The following is a 14,101-nucleotide window of genomic DNA, read 5'->3' on the forward strand; positions in this document are numbered from 1 at the left end:
GTCAGTTCCCCTCCATGCGCGCGGTGGGCTCGGTCTTCTTGCGCAGCTCGTACGCCGCCAGGAAGTCCCGCGCGAAGCTCGCCGCCAGTCGCTCGTAGCCTTCCGGCGTCAGGTGCACGCCATCCGCATGGCCCAGCACCGGACGGGCCCGCTGCCAGCGCAGCATCGCCCGCTCGCCGCCCATGGCCGCGCGCGGAGACCAGTATGCGCAGCCCGCGTCACGCGCCACCCGAGGCAACGCGTCCAGCACCGACGCCAGCGCGGGCGCCTCCGTCCAGCGGCCATTCGCGTCCTGCGCCAGCCGGTCCGTGGGCCCCATCAACAGGCACTCGGCGTTGCCGGTGGCCTTGCGCAGGCGGGCAATGAGCGCGGGGTAGTCGTTCGATATCGCCGCCGCGTCCAGGTCCGCCTTGCCCGCCTCGTTGGTGCCGTACCAGAAGACGAGCAGGTCCGGACGACGCGAGGCGAGCTGCGCATCCACCGCCGACGCATCCATGTCCCGCAGCGTGGAGGCCATGGCCCCGGGCAACCCCAGCGCGTCCAGCACCACGCCCGGCGTGTCGTACTCCAGCGCGGCGCCCAGCACGGTGACCCCACTGCCCTCCGGCGCCACCACCTCGACTTCGTGCGAGGCGCCCGTGACGGGGAAGGAGCGGATGCGCACCATCGGCGCGGAGAGCGGCTCCGGCAGCGGCGCGTCCGGAGGCATGGCCTCGCCGTCCACCCGGATGTCTGGAGCCTTCGTGTCGGGCGCGTCGAGCGCGTACAGGTCGAGCCGCCCGGTCAAGGTCTTCGCGTCCTTGCAGTCCTTGCAGAACTCGATGCGCAGCTTCGCGCCCGGCGCGCCCACGGCGCGGATGCCCGTGAGGCCCCACAGTCCGCCCGGCGGTGCCTCCATCGCGTCCTCCACCGTCCAGTCGCCCACCAGCTCGCGGGCCACGCGCGCGTTCTCGAGCCGAGGCGAGGACTTGCCCGCGGCGATGAAGCCCCGGCCCGCGTCACCGAAGCGCTTCGTCAGCACCCCACGCACCGCGTCCGTGAAGTAGTGCGACGCGGTATGCGACGCGCCGAGCTGGGCGATGCCCACGCGCAAAGCCTCGCCGGACTCGCGGCGGCGCAGCCGGTCGAACGTCTTCGTCAGCGCGGTGTCCGCGTCCCGCAGGCCCGGCGCATCCGCCACCGGCACCAGCGGCGCGTGCACCTTCGCGAACCCGCGCTGCAGCGCCAGGTCGAACAGGTGGCCCAGCAAATCGGAGCCCTTCGCGCGCGGGTGCACCAGGTCCTCCAACATCAACCCGGCCTCCAGCCACCGAAGAGCCGCACCCTCGCCACCCATGGCGGTGTACGCGTCCCAGAAGGCACAGCCACCCAGGCGCGCCTCCTCGCGGAAGATGTCGGAGACCTCCTTGGAGCCCCGGCGCGGCACCAGCTCGCCGCCCATGGTCCGCACGCCCGCGTCGATGGGCGACATGACGAGGCACGCCGCGTCTGGCACGTTGGCGCGCACGCGCGACACCAACTCCTTCATCTGCGCGCGCACTTCCTCGAGCGTGGTCCGGTCTCTCGAGAAGAAGAACGCCTCGTTGCCGCCCACCATCAACACCACCATGGCCGGCTTGCGCTGACGAAGCTGCGCGCGGAAGGCCGCGGGCTGGGCGCGCAGGTACACCTCCGCCATGCCGCCGAGCAGCCCCACCGTGTCGTAGATGACGCCCGGCGTGCCCGTCTCCAGCGTCACGCCGTGCAGCTCCACCTTGCCGGATGTGGTGAGCGTCAGCGTCTTGGCGCCCTCGGGCAGGTTCACCCGCGCGAAGGCCGCCTCCGACTTCGTCTTGGAGAAGCCGCGCGTCTGGATGCGCTGCAGCGGCCGGCCATCCACGGAGAGCTGCACGGAGCCGCTGGAGGGCTGGGCGAGGAAGAACAGCTCCGCCACCCGCGAGCCCTCCACGTCATACTTCGTGTTCTGCGAGCCACCCGCCGAGGTGAAGGCCACACCCGTCCAGCCCACCCTGTCGCGGGGCCACTTGGTGTCCACCAGCCGCGCGATTTCCCAGCCGTCCGAGCCCCGTCCGGAGCGCGTCCACCGGCCCGCGCTGGCGGGGCGGGTGATGAAGAGGAAGCCCTTGCCGCCCGAGCCGAAGCGCTCCTGGAGCCTGTCCCGCACCACGTCGGTGATGTAGTCCGACGCGACGAGCGAGTCTCCCAGGTGCACCACGCGCACCGGCGTGCGCCGCGTGTCCGCGCGCAGCTCCGTCAGCGCCCGGTGGAAGGGGGCGAGCCCGTCTTCCTCACAGGTGCCGTCCGCCCGCGCCTTGCGGCAGTTGGGTTCGATATCCACGTGCTGGGCGCTCATCCGCTCGCGCAGCGCCTCCAGCTCCACGGCGCGCGCCAGCGAGGGGGCGCTCAATTCCTCCAGGCCGATGCCAGGCACGGTGGGCACCGCGGGCGTGGGCACCGCGTCCACGACCTCCGTCCCCGCGTCGTCGGCCGGGTCCTCTTCCGGCACGACGCCCTGCTTGGGCGTGTCCGACGCGACCACCTCAATCTCCGGGGGTGGGGCGGGGCGGCCTCCGGTGAAGGACGCCGGCACCGCCAGCGCCACCAGCTTCGGGCCCAGGGGGCCTCGCTGGAGACTGGGCAGGGGGCGCCACGACTCCGGAATCGGGGCGAGCGAAAGCCCCAGCGCCAGCGCGACGGTGAGGGTGAGCGTCAGCCCGGTGGTTCTGGCCTTGAGGAAGTCCAACAGCGCGGCATGAGACTGGCTTTTCGGGGGCGGGTCAAAACTCTCGCCGCTCGGGGCCGCTTCATCGTCCGGGGGGCGGACAGGCGGGCGGTCTGGACCGGAAGGTGGGAGGCGCAACGGCCTGGACGGGGGCTTCATGGGAAGCGGCTCCCCTCTTTCCCGGAAAGGCCGAAACGGTATGGTGCGCCGCCATTCACGCTGGGGGAAGACCCTGGCGCCTCCCGCTGGCGACGAGCCGGCACTCGCAGGAGTCGTACCCCGCATGGCCCTCTACCCCGTCATCATGGCCGGTGGCTCCGGCACTCGCTTCTGGCCCCTGTCCCGTCAGGCGCGGCCCAAGCAGTTCCTGCCCCTGGCCTCCAAGCTGCCGCTCATCACCGACACCGCCGCCCGCCTCAAGGGCCTGTCGACGGTGAAGAACACCTTCATCGTGTGCGGCCCGTTGCACGCGAAGGCCGCGGCGAAGCTGGTGAAGGGCCTGCCCAAGGCGAACATCCTGGTGGAGCCGGTGGCGCGCAACACCGCGCCCGCGATTGCGCTGGCCGCCGTGCACGTGGCCGCCAGAGACCCGAAGGGCATCATGGTGGTGCTGCCCTCGGACCACCATGTCGCGGACGTCCCCGGCTTCAAGCGCACGCTGGAGGAGGCGGCCCGCATCGCGGAAGGGGGGCACATCGTCACCCTGGGCATCCAGCCCAACCGCCCGGAGACGGGTTACGGCTACATCCAGGTGGGTGACGCGCTCTCGGGTGGCGGCCGTTCCGTGAAGGCGTTCAAGGAGAAGCCCGACACGCAGACGGCCAAGGCGTACGTCTCCTCCGGCGAGTACCTGTGGAACGGCGGCATCTTCGTCTTCCGCGCCGACGTCATCCTGGCCGCCTTCGAGCAGCACATGCCGGAGATGAAGAAGGGCCTGGCCGCGCTGAGCAAGGCGGCGGGCAAGCGCACCTTCGGCCCGGTGCTGAAGAAGGTCTTCCCCAAGCTGCCCTCCATCTCCATCGACTACGGCGTCATGGAGAAGGCGTCCAACATCGCGGTGCTGCCCGGGGACTTCGGCTGGTCCGACGTGGGCTCCTTCGCGGCGATTCCGGAGGTCCGCCCCGCGGACGAGAACGGCAACGTCATCTCCGGCGCGTCGGCGGTGGTGGTGGACTGCAAGGGCTGCGTGGTGCTCGCGGACAAGCGCCCCCTGGCCGTCGTCGGCCTCACCGACGTGGTGGTGGTGGACTCCGGCGACGCGGTGCTGGTGGTGCCTCGCGAGAAGAGCCAGGACGTCCGCAAGGTGGTCGAGGCCCTCAAGGCCCGCAAGCTTCAGAAGTATCTGTAGGCGCAGGCGCCCAGTGTGCGCTGGAGAAACTTCCACTCTCGGGGCTGAAACATTTTCCGCTTCGTGGGTAACGGGTTTCCCCGGGTTCTCGTCCCGTCGGGAGGTTGTCCTGTCCAGTCGGTGACGAAGCCGGGGGTGCACGAGGGTTGCAGTGCCACCGCCGCCCGCCCCATCCAGGGGCGGCAGGGGCGGTGGCGAACATGGCATGCAGGCACTGCGCGGTGGAGCATCCGGTGGGTACGGGCTGTCCCCAGGCGCCGTCGCTGGAAGGGCAGCGTCACGGTCCGCTCGTGCTGCGCCAGCCGCTGGGGGCCGGAGCGCTGGGCACGGTGTATCTGGCCGAGCACCAGCCCACGGGCCATCGCTTCGCGGTGAAGGTGCTGCATCGGCACCTGGCCGCCCAGCCCGCGGTGCGCGCGCGCTTCCAGGCGGAGGCCCGGGCGCTGCGCGGACTGAAGCACCGCCACGTGGCCCGCGTGCTGGATGTGCGCCGGGGCCCCGAGGGACTGCCGTGCCTCCTCATGGAGTACGCGGAGGGTGAGCCCTTCTCGCGCCTGCCCATGCCGCTGGCCTCGGCGGAGGTGGTGCTGCTCCTGGCCCAGGCGCTGTGCGCGCTCGAGGCCGCGCACGCGCGAGGGCTGGTGCACGGGGACCTGTCCGCGGACAGCCTCATCCTGACGTGGGACTCGCGCGGTGAGCGGCAGGTGAAGGTGCTCGACTTCGGCACGCAGGCGGTGCTCTCCGCCAGCCTCTCTCAGGAGGAGCGCGCGTGCGGCATGGTGGTGGGCTCACCCGCCTTCCTCGCGCCCGAGCAGTGGGCGGGGGACGCGGTGGATGGGCGCACGGACCTGTATGCGCTGGGCGTCGTGGGCTACCTGCTCGCCACGGGCCGGCTGCCCTTCGGCTTCGGCCGCGTGGGAGGCCTGTCGCCCACCGAGCCGCACGTGCTCAACCCGCGGGTTCCTCCCGCGCTCTCCACGGTGCTGCTGCGCGCGCTGGCCCAGCGCCCCGGGGAGCGCTTCCCGAACGCGAGGGCCTTCCGCGAGGCGCTGCTGGAGAGCCAGGGCATCGGGCGACTGGAGCCCTCTTCGTCGACGCGCACACGCACGTCGAAGGGCGGCGTCTCCATCTTCGGGCACATCCTCCCCGAGGACGGCGCCACGCCGCTGCACCTGGCGCTGCGAGACGCGGCGCATGGGAACGCCACGCCGACCGAGGTCAACCCGCCGCGCATGGAGTCGCCGCGCGGGCTGGGCGTCCGGCTGGGGCTGGCGACGGACACGGAGCTGGTGCCCGTGCGCGTGGGCGATGTGACGGTGGACGGCTTCTTCGCCACCTGGGCGGGCCCGCTGCCGGAATTGGCCTCGCAGCTCCCCGTGGAGCTGTCACTGGGGGGCCGCAAGGTGGCGTGTGACTGCGACGTGGTCCGCCATGTCACGAGTGAAGAAGCGCGGGCGTGGGGCGGGGCCTCGGGCCTCTATGTCCAGTTCGCGGGCGAGGCGGCGCGGGCGCTGCTGGGCCGCGCGCTGGGCGTGGGCGTGACGCCGGGGGAGCTGGACGCGGAGCCCGTGCCGGACGCGGAGCTGGGGCGGCTCTTGTCGCGCGCGGCCGTCGTGGCCAAGGACCCGTACGCCCTCCTGGGCGCGCTGCCTCACGAGGACTTCGAGCAGGTGCGTCGTCGCGCGAGCGCCGCGCTGCGCCGGCTGAACCTGTTCCGTCAGCGCGCGCTTCCACTGGGGCAACGTCAGGCCCTGGAGTCGCTCCTGCGCCGGGTGGAGGCCGCGGGACGCGTGCTGGGCGAGCCCGTGTCACGCGCGGGCTTCGACGCCACGCGCGGCAACCTCGCGGGAGTGGCGCGCTGCCTCGCCGCGGGCCTGTCGGAGCCGCAAGCGGACGTGCTGCGCAAGGCCTTCCTCGCGGCGCGTCCCCTGGCCGAGACGCGGGCCCGGGCGCTCTTCACCCAGGGGCATGCGTTGGAGGCGCGGGGTTCGCTGGACGCCGCGCTGGAGCGCTACGCGGAGGCCCTCTCGTTGGACCCCCTCAACGCCTCCTGGCTGCGGCACTACCAGGAGCTGCGCGGACGGGTGCGTCTGGCGGTCCTCCCGGCCGTCGAGGCCCCTGGCGCGGAGGCCCTCACGCACTGAGGGCTGTGTCTTCCGGGAGACCCTCCAGAGGGCGTGGAGGCCCGGTGTGTACCGCCGCCCGCCCGACAGGCGGGCACATCCAGGGGTTGATTGGCACCCCAGGGACTTGAAGGGCCCCCGAGGGGCCTCCGTTCAGCAGGTTGCGCCCCCGTCTCGGCGGGTGCCGGGAAGGTCGGGGCTCGTGTAGAGTCCGCCGCCCTCCGTCATGCCCTCCGGTCTTCCGAGGGCGGGGACACCTTCATGAACGCGCATATCTTCCGCGAGTACGACATCCGGGGTCTGGTGGACAAGGACCTCACCGCCGAGGTGGTGGAACTGCTGGGCAAGGGCCTGGGCACCATCATCCGACGCAAGGGCGGCCGCTTCATCGCCGTGGGCCGCGACTGCCGCGAGTCGTCCACCCGCTTCCGCGACTCGCTCTGTGCCGGCCTGACGTCCACGGGCCTCAACGTCTTCGACGTGGGCGTCGTGCCCACGCCGCTGGTCTACTTCGCCGCCAACACCCTGCCGGTGGATGGCCTGGCCATGATTACCGGCAGCCACAACCCGCCGGAGTACAACGGCTTCAAGATTGGCGCGGGGAAGACGACCTTCCACAGCCACGAAATCCAGGCGCTGCGAAAGCTCATCGAGGCCGCTGACTTCGAGGTCTCCGCCACGCCCGGCACCGTCACCCCGTTCGACATCATCACCCCTTACAACCACTTCGTGAAGCAGACGGTGAAGGTGGGCCGCAAGGGGATGAAAATTGTCATCGACGCGGGCAACGGCACCGGCGGCGCCATCGCCGTCCCGCTGTTCGAGAGCATGGGCTTCGAGGTGGTGCCCCTGTTCTGCGAGATGGACGCGACGTTCCCCAACCACCACCCGGACCCGACGGTGGTGGAGAACCTCCAGGACCTCATCGCCGCGGTGAAGCGCGAGAAGGCGGAGGTGGGCATCGCCTACGACGGTGACAGCGACCGCATCGGCGTCATCGACGACCAGGGCAACATCCTCTGGGGTGACCAGATCATGGTCCTCTTCAGCCGCTACGTGCTGAAGGACAGCCCGGGCGCGGCCATCGTCGGCGAGGTGAAGTGCAGCTACACGCTGTACGACGACATCGCCAAGCGCGGCGGCAGGCCCATCATGTGGAAGGCGGGCCACTCCCTCATCAAGGCGAAGATGAAGGAGGAGCACGCGGAGCTGGCCGGGGAGATGAGCGGTCACATCTTCTTCAAGAACCGCTACTTCGGCTTCGACGACGCGGTGTACTCGTCCGCGCGCCTGCTGGAAATCCTCACCCACGAGAAGCAGAAGCTGTCCGAGCTGCTCGCCGACGTGCCCAAGACGTACGCCAGCCCCGAGCTGCGCTTCGAGACGAAGGAAGAGAAGAAGTTCGAGATGGTCAAGCGCGCCACGGAGACGCTGCGCGCGGCGGGCCACGACATCATCGACGTGGACGGCGTGCGCGTGACGTTCCCCGACGGCTGGGGCCTCATCCGCGCCTCCAACACGCAGCCCATCCTCGTCCTTCGCTTCGAGGCCAACACGGCCGAGCGCCTCAAGGAAATCCAGGCGCTCATCGAGGGCACGGTGGCCCGTGTGCAGAAGGAAGTGGGCGGGTGAGCATGTCGTCGCCTCGCATCCTCGCCATCAGCGGAAGTCTCCGGAGCGGCAGTTTCAACCAACTGCTCCTGGCGGTGGGCGTCCAGAAGGCCCGCGCGCTGGGGGCCGAGGTCGACGTCGTGGACCTCAAGTCGCTCGGCGTCCCGCTCTATGACGGCGACGTGGAGGCCCAGGGCCTGCCGGCGCCCGTCGTCGCGCTGCGCGAGCGGGTGGCCAGGGCCCAGGGCTTCCTCATCTCGAGCCCCGAGTACAACTCGTCCATTCCCGGCGGCCTGAAGAACGCCATCGACTGGGCGTCGCGTGCGCCGGGCCGGTTGTTCCAGGGCAAGTGGGCGGCGCTCATGGGCGCCAGCCCCGGCAACTTCGGCACGTCGCGCATGCAGCCGCACCTGCGGCAGGTGATGTCTTCGGTGGGCGCGCTGGTGCTGCCCACCCAGGTGCACCTGGCGCGGGCGATGGAGGCCTTCACGCCCGAGGGTGCGCTGAAGGACGACGCGCGGAAGAAGGAAGTCGAAGCGCTGGTCACCGAGCTGTTCGAGCGCGTGAAGGGTTGAGAAAGGACACCGCCATGGCGACGCTAGGAATCGACCTGGGTGGGACGTTCGCCCGCGCCGCCGTGGTGGACGCGGCGGGAAAGATGCTCGCGTCGGCGAAGGTGGCCCTCGACGAGCGCAGCCCCACCGGGGTGGTGGAGACCATCGCCCAGGCGGCGTCCGCGGCGGTGAAGTCCGCGGGCGTCGTGGTGGGCGGCTGTGGCGTGGGCGCGGCCGCGCAGATTCACAAGGACTCCGGCGTGCTGTCGGTCGCCCCCAACCTGGGCTGGCGCAACGTGCCGCTGGGCCAGTTGCTCACGGACCGGCTGGGGCAAAAGGTGAAGGTGGTGAACGACCTGTCCGCCGCCGCCTGGGGTGAGCTGCACGCGGGCGCGGGGCGCGGCGCCCAGGATTTGTTGGTGGTCTTCGTGGGCTCGGGCGTGGGCAGCGCCATCATCGCGGGCGGACAGTTGCTGGATGGCGCGGGCGGCGTGGCGGGAGAGCTGGGCCACATCAAGGTGGTGCCGGATGGCCGGCGCTGCGGCTGTGGTGAGCAGGGGTGCCTGGAGGCGTATGCCGGCGGACACAACCTCATCGCGCAGGCGCGGGAGCTGCTGGCGGCCGGGAGCTCGCCCGCACTGGCGGAGCTGGTGGGGAATGACGCCACGAAGCTCACGCCGGTGACGCTGGAGCAGGCGGCGGAAGCAGGCGACGCGGCGGCTCGAGAGGTGTATGAGCGGGCCGCGCGGTTCCTGGCGCTGGCGGTGGCCAACCAGGTGACGGTGTTGAATCCGGCGCGACTCATCCTGGGCGGTGGGGTGTTGAACCACTGTCCCGGCATGCGGCGCCGGGTGCTGGATGGTGTGCGGGCGTGGGCGTCCCAGACGTCCCGCGAGGGGCTGCTCATCGCCGACGCGGAGCTCGGTGACGACAGCGGCCTCATTGGTGCGGCGTTGCTGGCCGCGTGATGAGAGGAGTGGGGATTCATGGCCGAGTTCAAGAACCAGGTCACCTACCGGGGACAGCCGGTGACGCTGGAGGGGGACGGACAGGTGCAGGTGGGCGACGTCGCGCCTGACTTCACCGTCTTCAAGGGGTTCTTCGAGTCCCACCAGCTGTCGGAGCTCAAGGGTCAGGTCGTGGTGCTGAGCGTGGCGCCCAGCGTGGACACCAAGGTCTGCGCCATCCAACTGCGCATGTTCAACAAGCAGGCGACGGACATGGGGCCGGACGTGAAGGTCTGGTACCTGAGCCTGGACCTGCCCTTCGCGCTCAACCGCTTCAGCGCGGCCGAGGGCATCAACAACGTCGCGGTGCTGTCGGACTACAAGAACCGCGAGTTCGCGCGGAAGTACGGCCTGTACATGAAGGAGCTGGGCCTCCTGGCGCGCAGCACCTTCGTGGTGGGCCGGGACGGCAAGGTCGTCTTCCGGGAGGTCGTCCCGGAGATGATGCACGAGCCGGACTACGACGCCGCGCTGGAAGCGGTCCGCAAGGCGCTCTGAGTCGTCGAGCGCCGCGCCGCTTCCAGGCGCGGGAGTGTGAGGCGGCTCAGGCGTGCACCACGCGGGCCTGCTTGACGGCCATCAGCTCCAGGCAGCTGAAGCCCGCCACGGCGAGGGCCTGCACCAGGGTGAAGGCCTGACCCCAGACGGTGGGCTGCACCCAGCCCGAGGCGAACAGGACGAAGCTGTCCACCGTCCACAGCACGTTGGCGACGATGATGGCCCAGACGAGCGCTCGGGGCACGAGCGGGCGCATGGCGAGGAAGACGAGCAGCGCGGCGAAGGGCAGCAGGCTGAAGCCCGCCGAGCGCAGCAGCGTGACATGCAGGCCCAGCAAGTCGCTCAAGGGCCCCGCGGCGAAGAACATCAGGGCCCCGGTGGCGCCGCTGATGAGACCGTCGGCGAGCAGGATGTGGCCCAGCAGGGTGCGGGAAGCGGGTATGGCGCTCATGGGTGTGTCCTTGGAGAGCGGCGCCGGTGAATCCGGCCGCCGTGTGAGACACAAATTGCGCGCCGGGGGATTTGAAGTCGATTACGTGGGAGGTAATTGGAGCGCTTCCCCCGGGTTCCTAGTGTCAGGGGCATGATGATGCCGAGCCGTCCGGTGGGTGAGTTGCTGCGGGAGTGGCGCCAGCGCCGCAGCTTGAGTCAGCTGGATTTGGCGTGCCGCGCGGATGTGTCGGCACGGCACGTGAGCTTCCTGGAGACGGGGCGCTCCACGCCGAGCCGGGACATGTTGCTGCATCTGGCCGAGGAGCTGGAGGTGCCCCTGCGCGAGCGCAACGCGCTGCTCGTGGCGGCGGGCTTCGCGCCTGTCTATTCGGAGAACGAGCTGGATGGCCCCCGGATGGGCGCGGCGCGCGAGGCAGTGGAGCTGGTGCTCTCCGGCCACGAGCCCTATCCCGCGCTCGCGGTGGACCGGCACTGGCAACTGGTCACGGCCAACCGCGCCATCGGGGTGCTCCTGGAGGGCGTGCCCATGGAGCTGCTCCAGCCTCCCATCAACGTGCTGCGGCTGAGCCTGCACCCGGAGGGCCTGGGCCGGCGCATCCTCAACCTGGAGCAGTGGCGCGCGCACGTGCTGACGCGGCTGCAGCGGCAGGTGTCGAGCACGGCGGACGTGACGTTGGCGGCGCTGCTCGAGGAGCTGCGAGCGATGGGGGCCCCGAGCGCATCCGCGGAGCCGGACTTCGCGGGCGTGGTGGTGCCGCTGCGCATCCAGACGCCGCGAGGCATCATGTCCTTCATCGGCACGACGACGGTGTTCGGCACGCCGGTGGACATCACCCTGGCGGAGCTGGCGATTGAGTCGTTCTTCCCGGCGGACGCGGCGACGGGGGAGCTGTTGCGCCAGGCCGCGGCCGAGGCGGCGCGACACTCCGACGCCTGAAAATAGGGACGCCCCGTTCCGGCCATAGGGTAACCGGAGCGGGGCGCGGGGTGTGGCGACCGCGACTACAGCGTGGGCGTACCCACGCGATTGCTGCAGTACGCGCTGGAGCCGCAAGTGGTGCCGACGCTGGTGTACCAGGCCGTCTTGCGGGTGCCGTACTGACGATTGTCCGCGTGTACGTGCGCGCCGGTGGAGTTGCCCGTGGAGCCCACGAGGCCCAGCGCACAGCGGTCACACGTCTTGGAGCCGGACGACACGTTGGAGTTCAGGTGGAGCTGACGGAAGTCCCAGCCGGTGGCGCCGGTGACGACGTAGTAGTTGCCCGCGCCGCCGTTACAGGTGGTGCCTCCGCTGCAGTTGTTCGCACAGCCGCCGTAGTAGGCGTAGTAGCGGCTGACGTTGATCATCCCCCGGTGGTTCCACTCGCTGCACGTGCCATTGCTCATGTCGAGCGCGTTGTGGCTGCTGCCCGAGCAGGAGTAGTACGTCGTGGAGCCCACGCGAGCGGCCGTGTCACAGATGGGGCCCACCGCCGTCGCGGACAGCGCGCTGGTGGCCCATCCCGTCACGGTGAGCACCACCGTGGCCAACATCCACTTCATTCCCTTCATGGAAACCTCCTCTGGGTTGTTTCGCTGTGGCACTGCCTACGGCGGTGATGCAGGGGTCACCTCCGCAGCCGCTGCTTCTCGCGCAGCAGCAGGTGCCACTCCTGGAGGTTGAGCTTCAGCGCGGACAGCCACGCGTCGATTTCCAAGTCCATGCTCGCGTCCACGCCCCGCAGCGACTCCAGGAGGGGCCGCGCGGAGGCCTGACCCAGCCGGGCGATTCCCTCGAGCGCCGCCTTGCGCACCGCGGGATTCGCGTCACGTCGGAAGGTCTCCACCAGCGAGCGCCGCGCCCCATCCGCCTCCGCCCCTGGCACGCCTCCCAGCGCCGTGGCCGCCGCCGCGCGCAGGCCCGGGTCCTCCGCCTCGAGCTGCCGCGTGACGCTCTCCACCGCGTCGTGGCCCACGGCCTCCATGGAGACCTCGCCCAAGAGCTTCGCCGCCACTGCCGGGTCCTCCGTCGCCGCCGCCACCGACACCGCCGTCTCCGACACCGCGCGGTCATGGCCGGAGTACACCTGTGCGCTCTCCTCTCGCAGGTTGTCGGCCACGGCCTGGCGCACCTCGGGGGATGAATCCCTCGCGAGCTGCTGGTACGTCACCACGCCGCCGTTCTTCGCCATGAACTCGACGGAGGGCGTGGCCCTCAGCGCGCGCACGGCCGCCGCGCGCGCGGCCGGGTCCGCGTCTCCGGCGGCCCGGGCCAATAGCGGCTGCACCAGCGTGGGTGACTCGGCGTGGCTCGCCTTGGTGGCCAGCGCCGCGCCCAGGGCCTCCAGCACCTCCGGCTCGCGCTCCCGCTCCAGCGCGGCCTGCAGCTCGGAGACGGGCAGGGCCAGCGCCGCCTCTCGCAGCCGCAGCTTCACGTAGCGCCGCAGCGCCGGCGAGCCGCCCTTCAGCGCGGCGCGCACGTCCACCAGCATCGTCTCCACCGTGCAGGTGGACGGCGTCAGCAGGGGCTGGGCCGCGCTCGCGGACATCCCCCCGAATGCCAGGGCCGACAGCAGCAGCGCGCGCCCCAGGTGCTTCCTCACGAGGGCGTCCATCAGTGCGGCGCTCCTTCCTCGACGAGGCACGCGTGGTGCTCGCCCTTGCCCAGCCAGATGCGGGCGAAGTCCACCGTGCCGGAGGCGTAGAGCTGCTTGAACTCCGCGTAGTCGCGCTGGAAGCGCGGGTCCTTCGCGGCGAGCCTCGCCAGCAGCGGCAGCGCCTTCTCTCCGGCGGCGCGCACGGCGAAGCGGAAGATGGCCCAGCGCACGCAGACGTCGTGCTCCTTCTCGAAGGCCGCCTCGTAGATTTTCAGGGCCTCCTCCGGTTCGCGGGTGACGCCGAGCCGGAAGGCCGCCATCTCCCGCACGTCGCGCTCGCGGTCCGTGGTGAGGATGCGCTGGAGCTCGTCGAAGGACTCCGAGCCGATGAGCGGATTGGAATACGACGGCATCTCCAGCGCGAGCAGCCGCACCGCCATGTCGTCCGACTTGCCGGCGATGGAGAGCAGCTCCTTCCAGTACGGGGCATGGGTGCCGGTGCGCTCGAAGTCCTCCTTCATCACCCGGCCCAGGGTGCGCGTGGCCACCCAGGCCGTGGAGTCCGCCGTCTCGTCCAGCGCCACGGCCTTCAGCCGCGCCAAATCGCTGGGGGACAGGCGGCGCTGGGTCTCCAACGCGTCCAGCGCCGCCGAGCGGTTCTGGAGCGGCATGCTCCGGTCCTCACCCAGCTTCAGCAGCGCCTCCGACACCTTCGCGTCGTGGACGGCCGGGGCCGCCTTGAGCGCGTCCAGGTAGAGCCCCAGCTCGGGAGGACTGGCTTGCTTCGCCCACTCGACCACCTGGAGCCCGCGGCCCGCGTCCTGGCCCACCACCTCCGTCAGGCGCTCCTGGAGGTACGTCGCCAGCAGGTTGTCCCGCTTGCCCACCGCGACACCCAGCGCCTCGCGCAGCGAGTCCAGCGTGGCCGTCTTGTCGAGGTCTCTCAGGCCGTCCCAGCACCCCGGCATGGGAAGCTGTTCAACCGCCAGCTTCGGCTCGTTGGGAGACGGCATCCCTGAAGACGTGCCGACCAGCACGCCGCTCGCGGAGGGCGGCCTCGCGGCGGAATCAGAGCGCGCGCTGTCCTCGACGGAGGGAGGTGTCCCTCGGGAGAGCAGCAGGGCGACGGCCGCCCCCACCAGCACCGCGCCCACCAGGGCCCAACCAGGCTTTCTGAAGGTCATCAGGAGAAAGTCGATAGGTTGTTAA

At 70.8% G+C, this 14,101-nt stretch carries 12 protein-coding genes; 7 read left to right on the forward strand and 5 right to left on the reverse strand.

Annotated elements, in window-relative coordinates; all coding sequences use genetic code 11:
- Position 1: 1 nt before the first annotated feature.
- Complete coding sequence (locus tag HUA76_RS12815) at positions 2–2,881, reverse strand: GDSL-type esterase/lipase family protein (protein WP_174454277.1); 2,880 nt, start codon at positions 2,879–2,881, stop codon at positions 2–4.
- Positions 2,882–3,005: 124 nt separating this feature from the next.
- Here HUA76_RS12815 and HUA76_RS12820 point away from each other — a divergent pair, with 124 nt between their 5' ends.
- The 6 genes from HUA76_RS12820 (at position 3,006) to tpx (ending at position 9,863) form a co-directional block, all read left to right on the forward strand.
- A complete protein-coding gene (locus HUA76_RS12820; RefSeq protein ID WP_141640497.1) occupies positions 3,006–4,070 on the forward strand; it encodes a mannose-1-phosphate guanylyltransferase in 1,065 nt (354 codons plus the stop codon).
- A gap of 200 nt (positions 4,071–4,270) precedes the next feature.
- The gene (locus tag HUA76_RS12825) at positions 4,271–6,214 is read left to right on the forward strand and encodes a protein kinase (RefSeq protein ID WP_174460976.1); all 1,944 of its coding nucleotides are present in this window, start codon (positions 4,271–4,273) and stop codon (positions 6,212–6,214) included.
- A gap of 240 nt (positions 6,215–6,454) precedes the next feature.
- Positions 6,455–7,825, forward strand: coding sequence for a phosphomannomutase/phosphoglucomutase (locus HUA76_RS12830; RefSeq protein WP_141640499.1), 1,371 nt, complete (start codon positions 6,455–6,457; stop codon positions 7,823–7,825).
- 2 nt (positions 7,826–7,827) lie between these two features.
- Positions 7,828–8,379, forward strand: a complete 552-nt coding sequence (locus tag HUA76_RS12835) for an NADPH-dependent FMN reductase (RefSeq protein WP_174454280.1) — start codon at positions 7,828–7,830, stop codon at positions 8,377–8,379.
- Positions 8,380–8,393: 14 nt separating this feature from the next.
- A complete protein-coding gene (locus tag HUA76_RS12840) occupies positions 8,394–9,326 on the forward strand; it encodes an ROK family protein (RefSeq protein WP_141640500.1) in 933 nt (310 codons plus the stop codon).
- Positions 9,327–9,344: 18 nt separating this feature from the next.
- On the forward strand, positions 9,345–9,863 hold the full coding sequence (tpx, locus tag HUA76_RS12845) for a thiol peroxidase (protein WP_141640501.1): 519 nt from the start codon (positions 9,345–9,347) through the stop codon (positions 9,861–9,863).
- A 46-nt stretch (positions 9,864–9,909) separates the two neighbouring features.
- Here the strand turns inward: tpx and HUA76_RS12850 are convergent, their stop codons facing one another.
- The gene (locus tag HUA76_RS12850) at positions 9,910–10,314 is read right to left on the reverse strand and encodes a hypothetical protein (protein WP_174460977.1); all 405 of its coding nucleotides are present in this window, start codon (positions 10,312–10,314) and stop codon (positions 9,910–9,912) included.
- A 132-nt stretch (positions 10,315–10,446) separates the two neighbouring features.
- Between HUA76_RS12850 and HUA76_RS12855 the strand changes: the two genes are divergently transcribed.
- Positions 10,447–11,253, forward strand: coding sequence for a helix-turn-helix domain-containing protein (locus HUA76_RS12855; RefSeq protein WP_254614145.1), 807 nt, complete (start codon positions 10,447–10,449; stop codon positions 11,251–11,253).
- 65 nt (positions 11,254–11,318) lie between these two features.
- On the opposite strand, the gene HUA76_RS12860 is transcribed toward HUA76_RS12855, so the two are convergent.
- From HUA76_RS12860 to HUA76_RS12870, 3 genes are read right to left on the reverse strand one after another with little or no spacing between them, the layout of a single operon-like run.
- Positions 11,319–11,867: a peptidase M23 gene (locus HUA76_RS12860; RefSeq protein ID WP_141640507.1), complete on the reverse strand. Its 549-nt coding sequence runs from the start codon at positions 11,865–11,867 to the stop codon at positions 11,319–11,321.
- Positions 11,868–11,923: 56 nt separating this feature from the next.
- On the reverse strand, positions 11,924–12,910 hold the full coding sequence (locus tag HUA76_RS12865) for a hypothetical protein (protein ID WP_174460978.1): 987 nt from the start codon (positions 12,908–12,910) through the stop codon (positions 11,924–11,926).
- The gene (locus tag HUA76_RS12870; protein WP_174454283.1) at positions 12,910–14,076 is read right to left on the reverse strand and encodes a HEAT repeat domain-containing protein; all 1,167 of its coding nucleotides are present in this window, start codon (positions 14,074–14,076) and stop codon (positions 12,910–12,912) included. Before HUA76_RS12870 ends, HUA76_RS12865 begins: the two co-directional genes overlap by 1 nt.
- Between the last annotated feature and the right edge of the window lie 25 nt (positions 14,077–14,101).

It is taken from the genome of Myxococcus sp. CA056 (assembly GCF_013336715.1).
GTDB lineage: Bacteria > Myxococcota > Myxococcia > Myxococcales > Myxococcaceae > Myxococcus > Myxococcus llanfairpwllgwyngyllgogerychwyrndrobwllllantysiliogogogochensis.